The 19,870-nt window shown below is 54.7% G+C and carries 19 protein-coding genes; 9 read left to right on the top strand and 10 right to left on the bottom strand.

Annotation, left to right across the window (positions count from 1 at the left end; genetic code table 11):
- Positions 1–10: 10 nt before the first annotated feature.
- From napA to TH3_RS16725, 7 genes are all read right to left on the bottom strand, one after another.
- Positions 11–2,515 carry a periplasmic nitrate reductase subunit alpha gene (gene napA / locus TH3_RS16755; protein ID WP_007090077.1) on the bottom strand — a complete coding sequence of 835 codons (2,505 nt, stop codon included), beginning with the start codon at positions 2,513–2,515 and terminating at the stop codon, positions 11–13.
- A 42-nt stretch (positions 2,516–2,557) separates the two neighbouring features.
- Positions 2,558–2,809: a chaperone NapD gene (locus TH3_RS16750; RefSeq protein WP_007090076.1), complete on the bottom strand. Its 252-nt coding sequence runs from the start codon at positions 2,807–2,809 to the stop codon at positions 2,558–2,560.
- Positions 2,802–3,329 (bottom strand): ferredoxin-type protein NapF, encoded by a 528-nt coding sequence (napF, locus tag TH3_RS16745; RefSeq protein ID WP_007090075.1) that lies wholly within the window; start codon positions 3,327–3,329, stop codon positions 2,802–2,804. Before napF ends, TH3_RS16750 begins: the two co-directional genes overlap by 8 nt.
- Positions 3,330–3,346: 17 nt before the next feature.
- Positions 3,347–3,520, bottom strand: a complete 174-nt coding sequence (gene napE, locus TH3_RS16740) for a periplasmic nitrate reductase, NapE protein (RefSeq protein WP_007090074.1) — start codon at positions 3,518–3,520, stop codon at positions 3,347–3,349.
- A 222-nt stretch (positions 3,521–3,742) separates the two neighbouring features.
- Positions 3,743–4,783 carry a zinc-dependent alcohol dehydrogenase family protein gene (locus TH3_RS16735; RefSeq protein ID WP_007090073.1) on the bottom strand — a complete coding sequence of 347 codons (1,041 nt, stop codon included), beginning with the start codon at positions 4,781–4,783 and terminating at the stop codon, positions 3,743–3,745.
- A 33-nt stretch (positions 4,784–4,816) separates the two neighbouring features.
- Positions 4,817–5,779, bottom strand: a complete 963-nt coding sequence (locus tag TH3_RS16730) for a rhomboid family intramembrane serine protease (RefSeq protein WP_007090072.1) — start codon at positions 5,777–5,779, stop codon at positions 4,817–4,819.
- 54 nt (positions 5,780–5,833) lie between these two features.
- On the bottom strand, positions 5,834–6,757 hold the full coding sequence (locus TH3_RS16725) for a LysR substrate-binding domain-containing protein (RefSeq protein WP_007090071.1): 924 nt from the start codon (positions 6,755–6,757) through the stop codon (positions 5,834–5,836).
- A 166-nt stretch (positions 6,758–6,923) separates the two neighbouring features.
- Here TH3_RS16725 and TH3_RS16720 point away from each other — a divergent pair, with 166 nt between their 5' ends.
- Both TH3_RS16720 and ahpD read left to right on the top strand, forming a co-directional pair.
- Complete coding sequence (locus tag TH3_RS16720; protein WP_007090070.1) at positions 6,924–7,451, top strand: peroxiredoxin; 528 nt, start codon at positions 6,924–6,926, stop codon at positions 7,449–7,451.
- Between the two features lie 158 nt (positions 7,452–7,609).
- Entirely contained in the window at positions 7,610–8,146 is a 537-nt protein-coding gene (gene ahpD / locus TH3_RS16715; protein ID WP_007090069.1) for an alkylhydroperoxidase, AhpD family, read from the top strand.
- Positions 8,147–8,255: 109 nt separating this feature from the next.
- On the opposite strand, the gene TH3_RS16710 is transcribed toward ahpD, so the two are convergent.
- Together TH3_RS16710 and TH3_RS16705 are read right to left on the bottom strand one after the other, a co-directional pair.
- Complete coding sequence (locus TH3_RS16710; RefSeq protein WP_007090068.1) at positions 8,256–9,062, bottom strand: alpha/beta fold hydrolase; 807 nt, start codon at positions 9,060–9,062, stop codon at positions 8,256–8,258.
- Positions 9,063–9,178: 116 nt separating this feature from the next.
- Entirely contained in the window at positions 9,179–10,381 is a 1,203-nt protein-coding gene (locus tag TH3_RS16705) for an aspartate transaminase (RefSeq protein ID WP_007090067.1), read from the bottom strand.
- 306 nt (positions 10,382–10,687) lie between these two features.
- Between TH3_RS16705 and uvrB the strand changes: the two genes are divergently transcribed.
- Both uvrB and TH3_RS16695 read left to right on the top strand, forming a co-directional pair.
- Complete coding sequence (gene uvrB / locus TH3_RS16700; RefSeq protein WP_040061159.1) at positions 10,688–12,838, top strand: excinuclease ABC subunit UvrB; 2,151 nt, start codon at positions 10,688–10,690, stop codon at positions 12,836–12,838.
- A gap of 212 nt (positions 12,839–13,050) precedes the next feature.
- A complete protein-coding gene (locus tag TH3_RS16695) occupies positions 13,051–13,746 on the top strand; it encodes a substrate-binding periplasmic protein (RefSeq protein ID WP_167710586.1) in 696 nt (231 codons plus the stop codon).
- Between the two features lie 28 nt (positions 13,747–13,774).
- Here the strand turns inward: TH3_RS16695 and msrP are convergent, their stop codons facing one another.
- Positions 13,775–14,743, bottom strand: coding sequence for a protein-methionine-sulfoxide reductase catalytic subunit MsrP (gene msrP / locus TH3_RS16690; RefSeq protein ID WP_007090064.1), 969 nt, complete (start codon positions 14,741–14,743; stop codon positions 13,775–13,777).
- Between the two features lie 276 nt (positions 14,744–15,019).
- Here msrP and TH3_RS16685 point away from each other — a divergent pair, with 276 nt between their 5' ends.
- From TH3_RS16685 to TH3_RS16665, 5 genes are all read left to right on the top strand, one after another.
- Positions 15,020–15,913: a LysR family transcriptional regulator gene (locus tag TH3_RS16685; protein WP_007090063.1), complete on the top strand. Its 894-nt coding sequence runs from the start codon at positions 15,020–15,022 to the stop codon at positions 15,911–15,913.
- An 89-nt stretch (positions 15,914–16,002) separates the two neighbouring features.
- Positions 16,003–16,854 (top strand): putative hydro-lyase, encoded by an 852-nt coding sequence (locus TH3_RS16680; RefSeq protein ID WP_007090062.1) that lies wholly within the window; start codon positions 16,003–16,005, stop codon positions 16,852–16,854.
- A gap of 39 nt (positions 16,855–16,893) precedes the next feature.
- The gene (locus tag TH3_RS16675) at positions 16,894–17,946 is read left to right on the top strand and encodes a TRAP transporter substrate-binding protein (protein WP_007090061.1); all 1,053 of its coding nucleotides are present in this window, start codon (positions 16,894–16,896) and stop codon (positions 17,944–17,946) included.
- Between the two features lie 30 nt (positions 17,947–17,976).
- Positions 17,977–18,525, top strand: a complete 549-nt coding sequence (locus TH3_RS16670) for a TRAP transporter small permease subunit (protein WP_114109680.1) — start codon at positions 17,977–17,979, stop codon at positions 18,523–18,525.
- Positions 18,522–19,802: a TRAP transporter large permease gene (locus TH3_RS16665; RefSeq protein WP_007090059.1), complete on the top strand. Its 1,281-nt coding sequence runs from the start codon at positions 18,522–18,524 to the stop codon at positions 19,800–19,802. Before TH3_RS16670 ends, TH3_RS16665 begins: the two co-directional genes overlap by 4 nt.
- Positions 19,803–19,870 lie beyond the last annotated feature (68 nt).

Genomic DNA, 19,870 nt, shown 5'->3' with positions numbered 1-19,870 from the left:
GTTTCCTCCCTCACACCTTTTCCAGACGGACGGCGCATTTTTTGAAGTCCGTCTGTTTGGACATCGGGTCGGTGGCGTCCAGCGTGACCTTGTTGATCAGCTGGCTTGCATCGAACCACGGCACAAAGATCAGGCCACGCGGCGGTTTGTTACGGCCGCGTGTTTCAACGCGGGTACGCATTTCACCCCGTCTTGAAATCACCCGGACCTCGTCGCCGCGTCGCATGCCCATTTCGGCGGCATCGTCGGGATGGATGAAGCAAAGTGCGTCCGGGAACGCCCGGTAAAGTTCGGGCACCCGTTCGGTCATCGAACCGGAATGCCAGTGTTCCAGCACACGCCCGGTACACAGCCAATAGGGATATTCTTCATCCGGGCTTTCGGCAGGCGGCTCATACGGCAGGGCAAAGATGCGTGCCTTGCCATCCTTGTGGCCGTAAAATTCGACCCCGGCCCCCGGCGTGACATAGGGATCGTATCCTTCACGGTAACGCCACAGGGTTTCCTTGCCGTCCACAACGGGCCAGCGCAGGCCGCGTACTTCGTGGTATCTGTCGAACGGGGCAAGGTCGTGACCATGCCCGCGGCCAAAGGTCGCGTATTCCTCGAACAGGCCCTTCTGGACGTAGAAACCGAAATGCTTGGCTTCGACGTTGTTATAGTCCGGTGCGGTATCTTCGAGCGGGAATTTATTGACCTGTCCATTCTGGAACAGCACGTCAAACATGGTTTTGCCACGCAGTTCCGGTGCCTTGGCCAGAAGGTCTTCGGGCCAGACTTCCTCGATCTTGAAGCGTTTGGAGAATTCCATTAATTGCCACAGATCGGATTTGGCTTCGCCCGGCGCGTCGACCAGCTGATGCCACATATGCGTGCGGCGTTCGGCATTGCCATAACAGCCTTCTTTTTCGACCCACATCGCAGTCGGCAGGATCAGATCGGCGGCCTCGCAGGTGACGGTCGGATAGACGTCGGAAACGGCAATGAAGTTTTCCGGGTTGCGGTAACCGGGCCAGCCTTCCTCGTTCATGTTGGCGCCAGCCTGCATGTTGTTATTGCACTGGACCCAGTACGCGTTGAGCTTACCGTCCTTGAGCATCCGGTTCTGAAGCACGGCATGGTAGCCGACCTTGTCCGGAATTGTGCCTTCGGGCAGTTTCCAGATTTCTTCGGCGTGTTTGCGGTGTTCGGGATTGGTCACCACCAGATCGGCGGGCAGGCGATGGGAAAACGTGCCGACTTCGCGTGCGGTACCACAGGCAGACGGTTGCCCGGTCAGCGAGAAGGGTGAATTGCCCGGTTCGGCGATTTTGCCGGTCAGAAGATGGATGTTGTAGCAAAGGTTGTTGGCCCAAACCCCGCGGGTATGCTGGTTAAAGCCCATGGTCCAGAAGGATGTGACCTTGATTTTCGGATCGGCATAAAGTTCGGCCAGAGCTTCGAGGCGCTCCTTGGGAACGCCGGTCATTTCATGGACCTTATCAAGGGTGTATTCCGAGACGAACTCGGCGAACTCGTCAAATGTCATGTCGGTCGAGCCACCGGCATCCGATGCATTTTGGGCCGATTGTTCGCGCGGATCTTCGGGGCGCAGGCCATAACCGATATCGATGTTGCCGCGGCGGAAGATCGTGTGTTTGTTGACAAAATCGGTATTGACCCGGTCGGTCTGGATGATGTGATTGGCGATATAGTTCAGGATCGCCAGATCGGTCTGCGGCTTGAACACCATCGGGATATCGGCAAGGTCAAAACAGCGATGTTCATATGTTGAAAGAACCGCGACCTTGACATGCGGGGCCGACAGGCGACGATCAGTGACACGCGTCCAAAGGATCGGGTGCATTTCCGCCATGTTCGATCCCCAAAGCACAAAGGCGTCGGCGGCTTCCATGTCGTCATAGCACCCCATCGGTTCGTCCATGCCAAATGTGCGCATGAAACCGACAACGGCGGACGCCATGCAATGACGTGCATTGGGGTCTAGGTTGTTGGATCGGAAACCGGCCTTCATCAGTTTGGAGGCGGCATATCCTTCCCAAACCGTCCATTGGCCGGACCCGAACATGCCAACAGAAGTCGGACCTTTTGCCTTGAGTGCGGCTTTCCATTTTTCGGCCATCACGTCAAAGGCCTCGTCCCACGAGACGGGCGTAAAATCGCCATTCTTGTCATAGACACCGTTCTTTTTACGCAGTAACGGCTGTGTCAGGCGGTCCTGGCCATACATGATCTTTGACAGGAAGTAGCCTTTGACGCAGTTCAGGCCACGGTTAACCGGGGACAGGACATCGCCATGGGTGGCAACCACATGGTTGTCCTTGGTCGCGACCATGACCGAACAGCCCGTGCCGCAGAACCGGCAGGGGGCCTTTGACCATTTGAGTTGGGTGTGTTCCGAATCAGTCACCAGATTTTGTGCCGCAGCTGGCAAACTGATGCCAGCAGCCGCGGCGGCAACGGCGGCGGCTTTTGCTTTCAGGGCATCGCGACGGGATATCTTTGCCTTGAACATTGTTAATTTCCTCGAGCCAAAGGTCAGACGGATTATTGGTTGTTATTGGGCGTTTTCATTGTGATGGAAGACCAGGTTAACCCCCAGAACACCAGGGATGTCGCCGATCTCTTTCATGCCGTCTGCGAGCTGTCGGTCGCTTGCGGCTTCCATCACGACAACGATCTTTCCGGACGGGTCATCGGCACTGATTTCAGTGTCGGGCATGTTCAGAAGGGCTGCCTTGATTGCTGTCATATTTTCAGGGCGAGACTGAATGATCATGCTGGAGATCACGCCGACTTTGTCATCCATGGGCTATCTCCGTGGCGGGTTTGATTGAAATGGCATCAACCGGGCATGCGCTAAAACAGGCACCACAGCCGGTACAAAGATCGTCGTCGATCAATACGCGGGCGCGACCGCCCAATTGCGGAATGATGCGGATCGCGCTTTCCGGGCAGACATCACCGCAGGAACGGCAATAGACACCGTTTTCGGCAAAGCATTTGCTGCTGACAGAAACGTCAAGATGCCAAGAGGCAGGAGCCGAACGATCAAAAACCGGTTCGTTACAGGCATCCGCACAGGCGTCACAGAAGGTGCATTCGCCTTTTGCGAAGTCGATTTCCGGGTGTCCGTCCGGACCGGCCTTGATGATGTTTTCCGGGCATGCGGGAATGCAGTCACCACACGCGGTGCAGTGATCTTCGAACCCCCATGACCAAGGAGGCCGGATGATATTTGGCGTGCGCTTTTCCCCCGTGTCTGCGGGCAATCCGCGCAGACCGGAAAAGAAAGCACGCCTGCTGGTAAGTTTCGGTGCAGATGACATGGCGACGTTCCCCGATATTACATCGGTGGTCCAGGAGGCCCGGCAAACATCTGATAAATCCAGATTGAAAATCCAAGCCCGCCCACCAGCGCAACCGCCAGTACCGGGGCCAGGACAACAGCCAGCAAGACGAAGCAGCGCAATTCAGTTTTGCGCCGTGTGCCGGAATCCATCGTTTGAATATCTGTCATCGGTTCCCTCTCTTTTCAGGCTGGAAACCGTTTCTTTCGCACTTTGTATCCCCTGCGAAAGCCGGTGTTCTCTTGTGAATTATTTTGAGTACCCACAAGCAACGTAGGGGCTATGCACAGAGCATTCAACCATGAATGATTTAAAGTTTGTGATTCTTAGATTATAAGTATTCTAAAGAAGGCGGTGAGGGTGCGGGATGCTTGGCATATTAATTGTTGGTGTTAGAAGCGGTCGATCACAGTAACACCGGTGCTGACGAAATTATCCATATTCATCAAGGCCGTTGCGCCCTCGGCCAGGGTGACTCGATCCCTGATCAGTTTTTGTGGCGCGAGTTTGCCGGTCATGATCATGTCGATCATCGCGTCATAGCGAGATGCCTGCATGCCGTGGCTGCCAAGGATTTCAAGTTCGTGGGCAACCACGCGGTCCATCGGAACGCGAGCATGGGCATGGTCGCCGGTCATAAGGCCGATCTGGATGTGCTTGCCACGTTTGCGCAAACATGACACCGAATTGAAACTGGTGATGGCACTGCCAAGGGCATCGACGGATACATGCGCCCCGCCGCCAGACAGGTCCTTGATCGCGGACGGAATGTCATCACAGGTTTTGGCGTTAAGGATATCGATCGCGCCCAGTTCACGGGCAAGGTCAAGCTTGGCATCGTCGATATCAACCGCGATTACGCGCGCACCAGCTGCTGCTGCGATCATGATGGCTGAAAGCCCTACACCGCCACAGCCGTGAACGGCCACGATTTGACCGGCACTGACTTTGCCCTGGTCAATCACGCCACGGAAACTGGTGGCGAAACGACAGCCAAGGCTGGCGGCGGTGGCGAAATCCATTTCATCGGGCAGGCGCACCAGATTGGTATCGGCATAGTCAATCGCGACATATTCGGCAAAGCTTCCCCAATGGGTAAAGCCCGGCTGGAACTGATGATCACACACCTGATGATTGCCGCTGTGGCATTCCGGGCAATGGCCGCAGCCCGAAACGAACGGGACCGTGACCCGGTCGCCGACTTTCCAGCGTTTGATATCCTTGCCAACCGCTTCGATGGTGCCGGCAAATTCATGGCCGGGAACGTGGGGCAGTTTCACATCGGAATCATGGCCCATCCAGCCGTGCCAGTCGCTTCGGCACAGCCCGGTCGCCCCAACCTTGATGACAACGCCGTCATTTTCCGGTGTCGGATCGTCCAATTTCCTGACTTCAATTGGACCCTGATATTCGGTGAAAAAGGCAGCGCGCATGATCGTTCCCCGGTTCGGTTGGAAAGACTTTGATCAAGTATTGTCGGGTTCATCCCCGCGATGCAAGCGCGTAACTTTTGGTACGCCCACACCTGGTTTTGGTTGTGGCTTTGGCGGCTGATACCGGCCCCACGGGGATTTATCCATATTGGTTTCACCCGGGCGTCCCCATGGTCCACGGCCCGCACGTTTCATCCGTTCACGGCGTGCCGCACGTTCGGCCTCGTATGCCGCGGCCCACGGCGGTGGTGAGGCATTGGTTGCATTGCTTTTGCGACCTGGCCGGTAAACACCGAAAACCGGGACCTGTTTGGGGCCGCCCTGCCAAAGCGGGATATAGCGATATTTAAAGAACGGGATCAGCGCCAGACCGGCAAAGAAACCGGCAATATGGGCCAGAATGGCCACCCCCTGTTCGGCACCACTCGACAGATTGACGAACTGCATGCCGATCCAGAGACCAAGGACGGCAACCGCCGGAACGTAAAAGATAAAGACCCAGAAGAACCACACCAGAACCCGTGCCTTGGGAAACAGAAGGAAATAGGCCCCCAATACCCCGGCCAGCGCCCCGGATGCGCCGATCATCGGAATTTGCGATGTGGTATCAAGCAAGCCATGGCCGAGTGCGGCGGCAATACCGCAAACAAGGTAAAACACCAGAAATCTGAAATGCCCCATGGCGTCTTCGACATTGTTGCCGAATACCCAAAGATACAGCATGTTGCCGCCGATATGCATCCAGCCGCCATGCATGAACATGGCGCTAAAGATCGACAGGAATTCAAAGCCCGGCGGAAAAACGGCAAGCTGCGGGGGTAATTGGGCATTCCCGAACAGAACCGCTGGAATGGCACCATATTGCAAATTGACCTGAAACTGGCTTTGCGGTGCAAGGGACATGGTTAACAGGAACACGACGACATTAACGGCGATCAGGCCATAGGTCACCCATGGGGTGATTGTCGTCGGGTTGTTATCCTTGATTGGCAGCATCGGCTATCGTCCGGTCCCGTGGCTTATCCAAATGGGCTGGGTGGTACTGCACAATCAGGCGACATGTGATCGTTCACAGGTTTCAAGTGTATTGCGCAAATAGGTCCCCAACTGGCGGAACTCCTTTTTACGGGCGGAACTGCGCCGCCAGACCAGTCCTATACGTCGAACCGGAACCGGATTCTGGAAAGGAAGGATGGCGAGAGAGTCGGGGCGGCGCGCCTCCACCTCCAGCGACATTTCCGGAAGCAGGGTGGAGCCGATCCCGGCCGATACCATCTGAACCAGCGTTGACAGGCTGTTGGCCTGGAAATCGGCAGATTTGCTCCAGCCGGCTTTCTGGCAGACTTCCAATGCCTGATCGCGCAGGCAGTGGCCGTCCTCAAGCAGCAGCAGCTTTTCATCCTTGATGTCGGTGATGTCGATTTTCTTTTTGCGCGTCAGCGGATTGTCCGGGCTGCAGGCAAAAACGAATCTGTCTTCGAACAGGTCCATTTCTTCGAGCCAGTTTTCCTCGATCGGCAGGGCAATCAATGCGATATCAAGTTTTCCGGCGGCCAGAAGTTCTATAAGCTTGGCTGTCTGGTCTTCGCGCAGGAAGGGCTGCAATTTCGGGAAACCTGCCCTGAGGCGGTTGATGACATCAGGCAAAAGATAGGGGCCGATTGTCGGGATCACGCCAAAATTGATCGGACCTGAAAGGGGTTCGGTCGCTGACTGCGCCATCATGGTCAGTTCATCAACTTCCTGAAGAATATTTCGCGCCCGCGAGACAACTTCACGTCCAAGCGGCGTGATCAGGACCTGACGCTTGTTGCGTTCCACCAACTGGGCGCCAAGCAGGTTTTCAAGCTCGCTGATGGCAGCCGACAGGCTTGGTTGCGTGATAAAACACGCTTCGGCAGCCCGGCCAAAATGGCCGGTTTCCGACAATGCGACCAGATATTTGAGCTGCTTTATGCTTGGTTGGGCAGCCATAAATTTTTCCTATCGAACATCGAAATTAATTCTATTGGTCTTAGTTAGTTCATTTAACTACAAATCGCCAGCAAGGAGTGCATTATTGCACTTGCGAACAAAATTTGTACGGCCTGTCGGGGGCCGTCTTTGGGATAAATTCAAACCAAGGTTAGGAGTAACCAATATGCTTACAGTTGGCGATACGCTTCCAGAATTCAATCTTACCGGCGTTTCGGGCAAAGGTCCGGACAGTTTCGCACCGGTTACCGACAAGTCCTATGAAGGCAAATGGAAGATTCTGTTCTTCTGGCCGAAAGACTTCACCTTTGTTTGCCCGACCGAAATCGTTGGTTACGGCGAACTGAACGGTGACTTCGAAGACCGCGATGCGGTTCTGCTTGGTTGCTCGACCGATACCGATTTCGTCCACGCTGCATGGCGTACCCACCATGAAGATCTGGGCGACAGCCCGTTCGTATGGCTGGCTGACGAGAAAAAAGAACTGTCGAACGCTCTTGGTGTTCTGGCCAAAGGCGAAGGTGTTGCTTTGCGCGCGACCTTCATCATCGATCCGGACAACATCATCCGTCACGTTCAGGTTAACGACCTTTCGGTTGGTCGTAACCCGCAGGAAGCCCTGCGTATTCTTGACGCGCTGCAGACAGACGAACTCTGCCCGTGCAACTGGAACCAGGGTGAAGCAACCCTTTAAGGTTTTCCAGACCGATTTGGATCCGGGCTTTTGCCCGGATCCGCTTTCAGTCCATCGGTGAAATTAATCCATGTGCCCGCAAAACTTGCGGTGTGCGCGATGGCTGTGGGCCTTTTTCAGTTTTGAATTTCATTCTTCAGTTAAAAGGGGATGCTTCAATGTCTTCCATTTCCGAAATCAAAGACGTCATGCCGGACTATGCCAAGGATCTGAAGCTGAACCTTAGCAGTCTTGCCAACAATCCGGGTATGACCGATCAGCAGGTCTATGGCACAGCCCTTGCGTGTGCCTATGCATCGCGCAACGCAAAGCTTCTGAAAGCTGTTGCCGCCGAAGCCAAAACCAAGCTGAGCGACGAAGCGTTTCAGGCTGCCAAGGGTGCGGCGGCGATCATGGGGATGAACAATATCTATTATCGGTTCACACACCTTGTGTCCGAACCGGAATACGCCACCATGCCCGCGCGCCTGCGCATGAACATCATCGGCAAGCCAGGCATCGACAAAGCCGATTTCGAACTGTTTTCGCTTGCGGTTTCGGCGATCAATGGTTGCGGGATGTGCATCGACAGCCACGAGAAAGTTCTGAAAAACGCCGGAATCAAAAAAGAAACCGTTCAGAATGCGGTGCGCATTGCATCGGTGATACATGCGGTTGCGGTTGTTCTCGATGCCGAGGATGCGTTGGCGGAATAAGCCAGGTGCACCAAACTATTCGAAAAGCCCCGCTGCATTGCACAGGCGGGGCTTATACATTGAGAGGCAGAAGGATTTGTTATGATCCTTCTGCCTCTTTTTCGTTTGATCAGGCCGCAACCGGTTCGATCTGACGAAGCAGCTTTTGACTGGCTTCGATGATCTGATCCGGCTGATCGAAATGCGGGATGTGGCCGCAGTCGGCAAGGATCATTTTGTTCGCAGTACCGCTGACCTTATCGCAAATAATGTGGACCTGATCGTCGCTGCCGAACTGGTCGTCATTTCCCTGAATGACCAGTATAGGGCAGATGATGTTGGGCAGTTCGTCAATCATCTGCCAGTCGCGAAATGCCGGTTGGCGCCACGTATCGACCCAGGCACGGAATACGTCATCGGTCTGGAAGAAATGATGGCGTTCGAGTTTTGATTTCCAATCCGTACTGGAATAGATCGATGCCGCTTCATTGATCCCGGCAATCGTGACGTCCTCGACAAAAACATGTGCGGCTTCGCTGACGACGGCACGAACATTGTTCGGGAACCGGGCGGCATATTTAAGCGCGATGGTGGCCCCGTCGCTGTGGCCAAACAGGATCGGGCGATCAAGGCCAAGTTCCCTGATCAGGCCATGGAGATAGATATCGGTTTCCGTGTTGTGGAAATCGATGGGCCGCGGGATATCGTCCGGACCGTGCGGATCGGATTTTCCGTGACCGCGCCGTTCGTAAACAATCACCGGATGGCCGGTTGCGGTGGCGAGCTTTGCCGGGAAATCGCGCCACATGCGGATGGTCCCGAGTGCCTCGTGCAGAAACAGGATCGTTGGGGCATCCGGCCTGACATTGGTCGGGATGATCTGCTGACAGGACAGGCTGATGCCGTCCACAGTGACGTAGAAATTCTCGTTTTGCATGGTGCGTCCGATTTATCGGTAATTTAGTGCGTAAATATTGAATTGGATAATGGACAAAAAAACGGGGCCCGGCAAGTACCGGACCCCGTCGAATTTTCCGTGATCGGAAAACCGGCTTATTTCAGCGCGGCGCAGGCACGTTTGATGCGTGAGCAGGCTTCGGTCAGTGCCTCGGTCGAGGTGGCATAGGAAATGCGGAAATACGGCGCAAGACCGAATGCCGAGCCTTGAACCGCGGCAACGCCCTCGGCTTCGAGAAGGTATGTCACGAAATCGGTATCGGTTTCGATGACTTTGCCATCCGGGGTTTTCTTGCCAATCGTGCCGGCACAGGACGGATAGACGTAAAACGCGCCTTCCGGCTTTTTGCAGGTCAGACCTTCGCATTCATTCATGGCCTTAACAACCAGATCGCGACGTTCCTTGAACACTTCGGCGCGTTCTTTCAGGAAGTCCTGCGGGCCGTTAAGGGCTTCGACCGATGCGGCCTGGCTGATCGAGGAGGTATGCGTGCTGGACTGCGATTGAACCTTGTTGATCGCCTTGATCAGTTCAACCGGGCCTGCGGCATAACCAAGACGCCAGCCGGTCATGGCATAGGATTTCGACACGCCGTTACAGGTGAGCGTACGCGATTTCAGTTTCGGTTCCACCTGTGCGATGGTGGTGAATTCGAAACCGTCATAGACGAGATGTTCATACATGTCGTCGGACATGACCCAGACATTTTCATGTTTGAGCAGAACATCGGTAATTGCGCGCAGTTCGGCGCGCGAATAAGCGGCACCGGTCGGGTTCGATGGCGAGTTCAGAACAACCCATTTGGTTTTTGGCGTGATCGCGGCTTCAAGTTCGCTTGCCGTGATCTTGAAGTCGTTTTCTTCCTGACATTCGACGACAACCGGAACGCCTTCGGCCATCAGGGTCATGTCTGGATAGGACACCCAGTACGGTGCCGGAATAATGACTTCATCACCCGGGTTCAGCGTTGCAAACAGCGCATTGAAAAGCGTCTGTTTACCGCCGCAACCGACGGTGATTTCGTCGATCGTGTATTCCAGGTCATTTTCACGTTTGAACTTCGCGACAATCGCCTTGCGCAATTCCGGAGTGCCAGCGACCGGAGTGTATTTGGTCTTGCCAGCATCAAGGGCTGCTTTGGCGGCGTCTTTGATGTTGTCGGGGGTATCGAAATCCGGCTCGCCTGCGCCAAGGCCGATCACATCAACGCCGGCAGCCTTGAGTTCGGCAGCCTTGGTGGTGACAGCAATGGTAGGAGAGGGTTTGATACGGCTCAAACGGTCGGCAATAAACGCCATTGGTCTGTTTCCCTGGAATGAAATGAAATAGAAAGAATCGCTTTCTTTCGGTTCGGACCCTACGCCCGTGTTTAAAGCAATTCAAGGCAGTTTCGCGCCTTTTGCGGGTTCTTTGGGATGAAAACGGCCCGTCGCAGCATCCGATCCGAAAGTCATGACGATTTAACGCGATAGTCCGGTGCCTGTTCCGGCATTTTTTGTCCTGACGTCTCCTGACAACTACTGACAGCAGTTGTCAGGGCTGGGGGTTGCGATGTTGTCGCGGTGGCCTATAACTATAGGCTTGTCGAAAAAGGGATCGATCCGATGAACGCGCCGATACATGACGGCTTGCCGGAATTCTTGCTGAAACGCCGCCCGCCGGTTGCGGGATCGCGGGAATTCAAACTGGTGACGGATTACCAGCCCGCTGGTGATCAGCCAAAGGCGATTGCCGAGCTGATGGAGGGGATCACTCGCGAAGAGCGCGATCAGGTGCTGCTGGGTGTGACCGGGTCGGGCAAGACCTTTACCATGGCCAACATCATCGCAAAGACGCAGCGCCCGGCACTTGTTCTGGCCCCGAACAAAACGCTGGCGGCACAGCTTTATTCGGAAATGAAGGCGTTTTTCCCGGAAAACGCGGTCGAGTATTTCGTATCCTATTACGACTATTACCAGCCCGAAGCCTATATCCCACGCTCGGACACCTATATCGAAAAAGACAGTTCGATCAACGAACAGATTGACCGGATGCGCCATGCGGCAACGCGCGCGATTCTGGAGCGCAATGACTGTATCATCGTGGCGTCTGTTTCCTGCATTTATGGTATCGGTGCGGTCGAGACCTACCTTGAGATGACACAACGAATTGCGGTTGGCGATGAGGTTGACCGTAACCTGATCATGAAGCGGCTGGTCGAGTTACAATATACCCGCAACGACGCCGCATTTTCGCGCGGAACATTCCGGGTGCGTGGTGACGTTCTGGAAATCTTCCCGGCCCACGCCGAAGACCGGGCATGGCGTGTTTCCATGTTTGGTGACGAGGTCGAGGAACTGGCGGAGTTTGACCCGCTGACCGGGAACAAATTTGCCACCATGGACTCGGTGACCGTCTATGCCAATTCGCACCATGTCACACCGCGTCCGACACTGGTGCAGGCGATGACCGGCATCAAACAGGAATTGAAAGACCGGCTGGCGCAGTTCCAGCAGGAAGGAAAACTTCTGGCGGCCGAGCGTATCGAACAGCGCACGATGTTCGATCTGGAAATGATGGAAACGGTCGGGCATTGCAAAGGGATTGAAAACTATTCCCGCTGGCTTTCGGGACGCAATCCGGGTGAACCACCGCCGACATTGTTTGAATATCTGCCGGAAAATGCGTTGCTGTTTGTCGATGAAAGTCACGTTGCCGTGCCGCAGATCGGCGGCATGTTCAGAGGTGACTATAATCGCAAATTCACCCTGGCCGAACATGGCTTCCGCCTGCCGAGTTGCGTGGATAACCGTCCGCTTAAATTCGAGGAATGGGAAGCCATGCGCCCGCAAAGCGTGTTTGTGTCAGCAACGCCGGGCAATTGGGAAATGGAACGCACGGGCGGTGTATTCACCGAACAGGTCATTCGCCCGACCGGCTTGATTGATCCTGTTTGCATCATTCGTCCGGTGGAAACACAGGTCGATGATCTGCTGGCTGAGGCAAAGGCCTGTGCCGCCAAGGGGCAGCGTGTTCTGGTCACGACGCTGACCAAACGCATGGCCGAGGATCTGACCGAATATCTGCATGAGCATGGGGTGCGGGTCCGTTACCTGCATTCGGATATCGACACACTGGAACGGATCGAAATCATTCGCGATCTGCGGCTTGGCGTGTTTGATGTTCTGGTCGGCATCAACCTTTTACGCGAAGGTCTGGATATTCCGGAATGTGCGCTTGTTGCCATTCTGGATGCGGACAAGGAAGGTTTCCTTCGGTCTAAAACATCGCTGGTGCAGACCATCGGGCGTGCGGCGCGTAACATTGATGGCCGGGTATTGCTCTATGCCGACAAGATGACCGACAGTCTGGAATATGCGATTGGCGAAACCAACCGCCGCCGCGAAAAACAGATTGCCTATAACGAAGCCAATGGCATCACGCCAGAATCGGTGCGCAGCAAAATCCGCGATGTTCTGGAAAGCGTTGCCGAGCATGATTACGTCACGGTCGATACCGGCGTTTCGGGTGATGTCCTGATCGGGCACAATCTCCGTGCGCATATCGAAGACCTTGAAAAACGCATGCGTGAAGCCGCTGGAAACCTTGAATTCGAGGAAGCAGCCCGCCTGCGTGACGAGATCAAGCGCCTTGAAGATCAGGAACTTGGCCTTGCCGATGCCGGGCCGATGGCACGCAGTGTCGGAACCGTCGGGCCGGGGTCAAAATCGGCCAACAAGTCGAAATACAAGGGGCGTCGGCGCAGCGGACCTTGAGGCCTGTTCGTCTGGATAGTTGTCTGACATTTCAATGTAATCATATAAGTTGAGTCTAATTGAATGGCCTTGAATTTTTAGACTAAGGAAGCAGCCTTTCGTTGAAATCGATCAGCTAGCCGGTCTGCCGGACGGAGACGCTTTTGCCGGGCTTTGCGCACCGCCTGATTGCATTATGTGCCCTGATTGTCTTGTGCGGGGGCGGGAAGGCTGTGCTTGCCACAGAATTTCTGGTTGCAATAAACGATGCGCCGCCTTACCGCATTGTTGCCGGGGAAGGGCAAGAGCCGAAATTTTCCGGCATATATGTCGAGGTTTTGAAAGAAGCAGCATCACGTGCCGGGCATACTTTGCGGTTTGATGTGGTTCCGTTCCGTCGGGCCCTTTATCTGATGGAAGAAGGTGGGGCGGATATAATGCTGGGACCGAACCGTTCGGCAGAGAGGGAGAAATTCATGTATTTCTTCGATGCCGCACTGCCCGACGAACCAAAAGCGATTTATCAATCGGCATTAACCCCGGATATCAGGCAGATTGAAGAGCTGGCAGGCCAGCATGTCGGCGTGCTTCGCGGTGCGTCCTATATCGATGCGCTGTCGTCAGAAGAAAGTATCGAATGGGTGGAAGCAGCAGACTATCTCACACTGTTTCGGATGCTCAATCAACAGCATGTCGACGCGGTCATTGTGCCGGAATTGCTGGCAGCGGATTTGCTGAGCGACAAGAATCTGGCGGTGCGCAAGGCAAGTCTGGTGTTGCAGGGCGAACCTTCCCTTATCGGTCTGTCGCGTAAGTCGCAGTTCTTTCTCAGCCGGGAATATCGCGGTCTTGAGAAAGAACTGATCAACATGCGCGACGATGGCACGTTTAATGATATTTATCGCCGCTACGCGGGATCGGGGTCATGAGGGCCACCGATCCCGTGACGTTTGGCCGTTACATGAACAGTTTTTCGTCTTCCATGCCCTTGTAAAGATCCGCGACATATTCCTCGTAGCCATTGTAAAGCTGTGTCGGGACTTCTTCGCCGGTGGTCAGCAGGCGTTCCTGTGCCTGGCTCCAGCGCGGGTGGGGAACTTTTGGGTTCACGTTGGCCCAGAAGCCATATTCGCCATCGTTAAGCTGTTCCCAGAAACTGACGGGGCGTTTGTCGGTAAAGGTAAATCGGACAATCGATTTGACGTTCTTGAAGCCGTATTTCCACGGAGTGACCAGACGCAACGGTGCGCCGTTCTGTTTGGGAAGCGGTTCGCCGTAAATGCCGGTCGCGATCATTGCAAGTTCGTTGGTTGCCTCGCTGATTGTCAGGCCTTCGATATAGGGCCATGGATACCAGAACTGCCGCAGGCCCGGCATGGTGTCCTTTTGTTCCGCAGTTTGCATTTCGATGTATTTTGCACCTGAAAGCGGTTTGGCATAATCGACCAGTGCCTTCATCGGGAAACCGGTCCAGGGCACGGTCATCGCCCAGGCTTCTACGCAGCGGAAGCGATAAACGCGTTCTTCCAGCGGCATTTTGCGCACCAGATCCTCAAAATCGATTTCAATCGGTTTTTCAACCATTCCGTCAATCTTGACCGTCCATGGGCGGATTTTCATCGCCTGTGCAGCATCGGAAATGAATTTGTGCGATCCGAATTCATAGAAGTTGTTATAGGTCAGCGCCTTTGATTTGTCGGTAATGGCGCGATCAACAACGTAAGCCGGATTGCGCATCGCCGGATAAAGATCGGCGGTGGGATCGGATCCCTGGGCCAGTGCGCGACCGAAGGGCAGGCTGGTTGCTGCTGCGCCGATCGATCCTGCAGCAATGCCCTTCAGAAACTGGCGACGGTTTTTGTAAACGGATTCCGGGGTCACATCGCGTTCGGCGATTTCCCAACCCTTTTTGCGGCGTATCAGCATCTAACCCTCCAAACTGGCTGTGTTCAATGTCGAAGGAAAAGGCGCTTTGGGCAAGTAACGCCTCGGTGAGGGGGGAGTGATGAGCATTTCTGATGTTGTGCAATTAAGCCAGAATGCCCGAAAAACGTATCTTTTCTATGGTCATGTTTTGCATACGATCCCAAAACCGCGATGGATTGATCGTGCCAGATGATCGGTTGCAGGGTATTGTGATCTTAAATCAAACGATCCGACTGACAGGATCGACGATGCAGTTGCTATTCAGGGAACGAAAACGTGTTTGAATTCAAAGATATTGAGATTCTGCAGGATATCGTCAAGGCAGGGGGCTTTCGCGCGGCGGCCCAAAAATATGATCTGTCCCAGTCGGCGATTTCATCGCGGGTTTCCGCACTTGAGAAAAGGCTGGGCATCATGCTGTTTGACCGGTCCAACCGGCAGGTGCGTCTGACGGCGGCAGGTCTTCGTTTTCTTGAAGAAGCGCAGCGTTTATCGCGTGCACGCGATCGTATCTGGCAGGAATTGACCCATCCTGGGGAACTGAGCGGCACGGTCCGCATTGGCGTGGCGGAAACCATCGTCCATACGATTCTGACCGATATGTTGAACAAGCTCAAAGACGATTACCCGAAAGTCCGTTTCGAACTGTCGGTTGATACATCCGGCCAGTTGGCGATGACCATGGCCGACGATGCACTTGATGTTGCGATCATGTTGCGGGAATCGGTGCCGCAGGGCGCGGTTGCCGCCGCCCTTAAGCCGGTTCAACTGGGCTGGTATTGCACCGGATCGATGGAATTACCCGATCATCCGCTATCGCTGGCCGAGCTTGCCGAACATGCAATTGTTACCTTCCCGAAGGGAACGCCACCGTTTCGTGAGGTCGAAAGCATCTTTTCCGCACCCGATATTTCACCGCCTGCATTACATGGATCGGCGTCACTTTCGACCGTAAAACACCTTGTCGGCGGGGGATTTGGTATTGGTGTTTTGCCGTCCCTGATGGTCACAAATTCCGTTTGGGATGAACATATTAAGGCAATTCCGGTACAGGATGAAGCCCGACTGACCGACCTTCATTTCGTGATCAGTTACTTCCCGGAACGCAACCGTGAAATTGGCGAGGCGGTGATCGAGGCGGCCAGATTGTTCGATCAAACTGATCTATAAATTAGATCATAAATTGACGAAAATGATTTCTTGACAAGATCGGTTGAGTTTCTCAAGCTTATTGCGAGGCTGAGAACAGGACCGAATAAATGAACGCGACAAAAAGCGCATCTTGTTCCCCGACAACCGTTTCGGAATCTGCATCGACGATATCGCCACTGGCCTTGCGCCACGCAATTCGTTCCGGAAAACATCGGGGCACCACGACTGGCTATGCATCCGGGTATCTGCAGGGCAATCTTGCGATCCTACCGGCAAGCCATGCCGACGAGTTTCTTAAATTCTGTGTCAAAAACCCGAAATCATGTCCGTTGATCGGCATGTCCGAACCGGGTTCACCGTATATTCCGGAACTTGGCACCGATCTTGATATTCGTACCGATCTGCCGGGTTATCGCGTGTTTCGTGGAACAATCGATTTTGAAAGTGTTTCCGATCTAACCGCGGTCTGGCGCGATGATCTGGTAACCTTTGTTCTGGGCTGTTCATTTTCGTTCGAGGCAGCAATTACGCGCAGTGGTGTGCCACTGCGTCATATGGATGCCAACCGGAACGTGCCGATGTATGTGACCAATATTGCGACCACCCCGGCCGGGCGTTTTCATGGCCCGCTGGTGGTTTCGATGCGGTCCTTCAAACCCTCCGATGCCATTCGTGCCATTCTGTATTCTGATCGTTATCGTCTGGCGCATGGTGCGCCGGTTCATATTGGCGATCCGGCCAGCATTGGCATTTCCGATCTCATGAAGCCGGACTTCGGCGACGAACCTGTCGTGAACGAGGGGGATATCCCGGTTTTCTGGGCCTGTGGCGTTACGCCGCAAATGGCGATCCGCAATGTTTTGCCGGACCTTGCCATTACGCATGAACCCGGTCTGATGCTGGTGACGGATGTCCTAGCAGAAGCCGCGGAATTTTCATTACAGACAAAGACCGCCTGAAATCACAAACAAAACCCAGCTATCAGAGAGGACCATCTCATGAAAAAGACAGTATCATCGTTACTTGCCGTTTCGGCCCTTGGTGCAGGCATGATCGCAACCCCGGCCTTTGCCGAGGACCTTGCCGTTGTCGGCAGCTGGAGCAGCCTGCCACTGAACAAGCAGTTTGAAACACCATTCTGGACCGAAGAACTCCCAGCAGCATCGAACGGCGAAATCAATGTTCAGATGACCACCCATGATCAGATGGGCATCGGCGGCGGTGACGTTTTCCGTATCCTGAATGACGGTGTTTTCGATGTTGGCATGACGGTTGCCGATTATGCGGTTGGCGATGCCCCGGAACTTGAAGGCCTTGACGTGCCGCTGGTTGCCAATACCGCCGAAGAAGCGCAGGCAATGGTTGAGGCTGCCCGCCCGATGGTCGAGGATATCTTCAAGGAACGCTTCAATTCCAAGGTTCTGGCAATTGCCCCGTATCCGCCGCAGGTCGTTTTCTGTAAAGGTGACGTGACGTCACTTGAAGACCTTAAAGGTAAAAAGGTTCGTGGTTCGGGCCGCATGACCACCAAGTTCCTTGAAGCACTGGGTGCCAACGGCGTCAATGTTGCGTTTTCCGAAGTGCCGGGTGCGCTTGAACGTGGTGTAATTGACTGTGCCGTTACCGGTGCCGGTTCGGGATACAGTGCCGGTTGGTGGGAAGTTTCCGACCATCTGATGACCATTCCGCTTGGCGGCTGGGACCCGGTCGTAACAGCGATGAATTTCGACAAGTGGAACAGCCTGTCGCCGGAAATGCAGAAACTGATCACTGATGAAGTCAATTCCAAGTTCGAAGCCCCGGCATGGGCCGCGGCCGCAGGTGCGCTTGAAGCCGACATCGCGTGTCTGACCGGTAATGGAACCTGCCCGGCGGGTGATCCGGCAAGCATGACCCTGGTTGAGGCATCTGATGCCGATCTTGCCAAGGCCAAGGAAATCCTGACGACTGTTGTTTTGCCGGAATGGGCCGAACGCGCCGGTGCGGACTGGGTTAAACGCTGGAACGATACAGTTGGCAAAACCGTCGGTGTTGCCGTACCTCTGAGCTAAGCAGAAAACCAGCCGGAGGAGGCCGCAACCGTGACTACCTCATTGATTGCGGCCATCCGCCGCATTAACCGCATGATCGCGTTGCTTGTTGGACTTGTTCTGACAGGCTGCGTGATCCTGATCATCGCAGATATTCTTTTGCGTGAAGTCGGCATTTCCTTTGGGGGTGCGGATGAAATATCGGGATATGTGATGGCCGGGGTTGCCAGTTGGGGCATGTCCTATGCCCTGACGGAACTGGCGCATGTCCGCATTGACCTTATCCGTTTGCGCCTGCGCCAGCGTGGCAAGGCGATGCTTGATCTTCTTGCGATCATTGCCCTTGCCGGAACGTCGATTGTTATTGCCGTTCAAAGCTGGCCGGTTCTGCAAAAGACGATTGAGCGCGGGTCACGCGCCAATACCCCGCTTGAAACACCGCTATGGATACCGCAGTCGATCTGGCTTTCCGGCTGGATATGGTTTGCCGTGTGTTCAAGTGTTCTGGTGATCCTGACATTGTCGCTTCTGGTCAAGCGTAACCTTGAGCAGGCTGATGCGCTTGTTGGTGCGCGCTCCGAACTGGAGTTGGAAGCATGATCTTTACAGTTACCGCATCGCTTCTGGGGCTTTTGGCCCTGTCCATTCCGGTCGGGATTGTTCTGTTCCTTCTGGGGTTCGGGGTCGATCAGCTGTTTTCGCCTTTCCCGCTTTTGCGCGGGCTTGGGCAGGTGGTCTGGTCATCGTCGAATTCATCAACCCTGATCGCCATTCCGTTCTTTGTGCTGCTTGGGGAAATTCTGGTGCGCGGGGGCATTGCCGAACGCACCTATGAAGCCCTTGATAAATGGTTTTCATGGCTTCCGGGCGGATTGATCCACGCAAATATCGGTACCGCGACGATGTTTTCGGCAACGTCGGGGTCATCGGTGGCGACGGCGGCGACGGTGGCAACCGTTGCCATGCCGCAGGCCGAAAAGCTCGGTTATGATCCGAAACTGTTTTCCGGTGCGATTGCCGCGGGTGGGACGCTTGGCATCATGATCCCGCCTTCGATCAACCTGATCGTCTATGGCTTCCTGACCGAAACATCGATCCCGCGTCTTTTTCTGGCCGGGTTGATCCCGGGGCTTCTGATGGCGGTGGCCTTCATGATGGTCACGGCGATCCTGTGCAAGATCAAGCCGACCCTTGGCGGCACAAGCCGTTCATTCACCTGGTCGGAGCGGATCGGTAGCCTGCAGCATCTCCTGCCGATTGTGGTTCTGTTCCTTGTGGTGATCGGGTCGATCTATGCCGGTTGGGCAACGCCAACTGAATCAGCCGCCGTCGGGGTTGCGATTGCGATGCTGATTGCGGCTTTCAATCGCGGTGTTTCGCGCGAAATGATCGAACGCTGCCTGTATGGCACGGTTCGGATCACCGCGATGATCATGCTGGTGATTATCGGGGCTTATTTCCTGAACTTTACCCTGACCGCCGCAGGCATGGGGCGCGAGCTCAAGGATCTTCTGACCGGTCTGAATTTTTCGCCGATGGGGACTTTGATGGTCGTGATCCTGCTTTACATCGTGCTGGGTTTCTTCATTGAAACCCTGTCGCTGATGGTGGCGACCATTCCGATCATTGTGCCGATCATGACCGGCATGGGATTCGATAAGGTCTGGTTCGGAATCCTCCTGATCGTTCTGATCGAGATGGCCCTGATCACACCGCCTGTCGGACTTAATCTTTACGTTGTGCAGGGCGCACGCAAATCTGGTCGATTGTCCGATGTGATGCTGGGCGTCATTCCGTTCGTTCTGGTGATGCTTGCCATGATCGCCCTGCTTGTCGCGGTGCCGTCCGTCGCCCTGTTCCTGCCCGACATCCTTTGATCCGGTCGGGATAAACACGCGCGACAACACGCATCATGTCTTGATCTTTTGTGCCTTCGGGGCGGACC

The sequence above is a fragment of the Thalassospira xiamenensis M-5 = DSM 17429 genome (assembly GCF_000300235.2).
In the GTDB taxonomy this organism is placed as follows: Bacteria; Pseudomonadota; Alphaproteobacteria; order Rhodospirillales; family Thalassospiraceae; genus Thalassospira; species Thalassospira xiamenensis.
The sequence above is the reverse complement of the archived record's forward strand: the minus strand, read 5'-3'. Positions and strand labels throughout refer to the sequence as shown.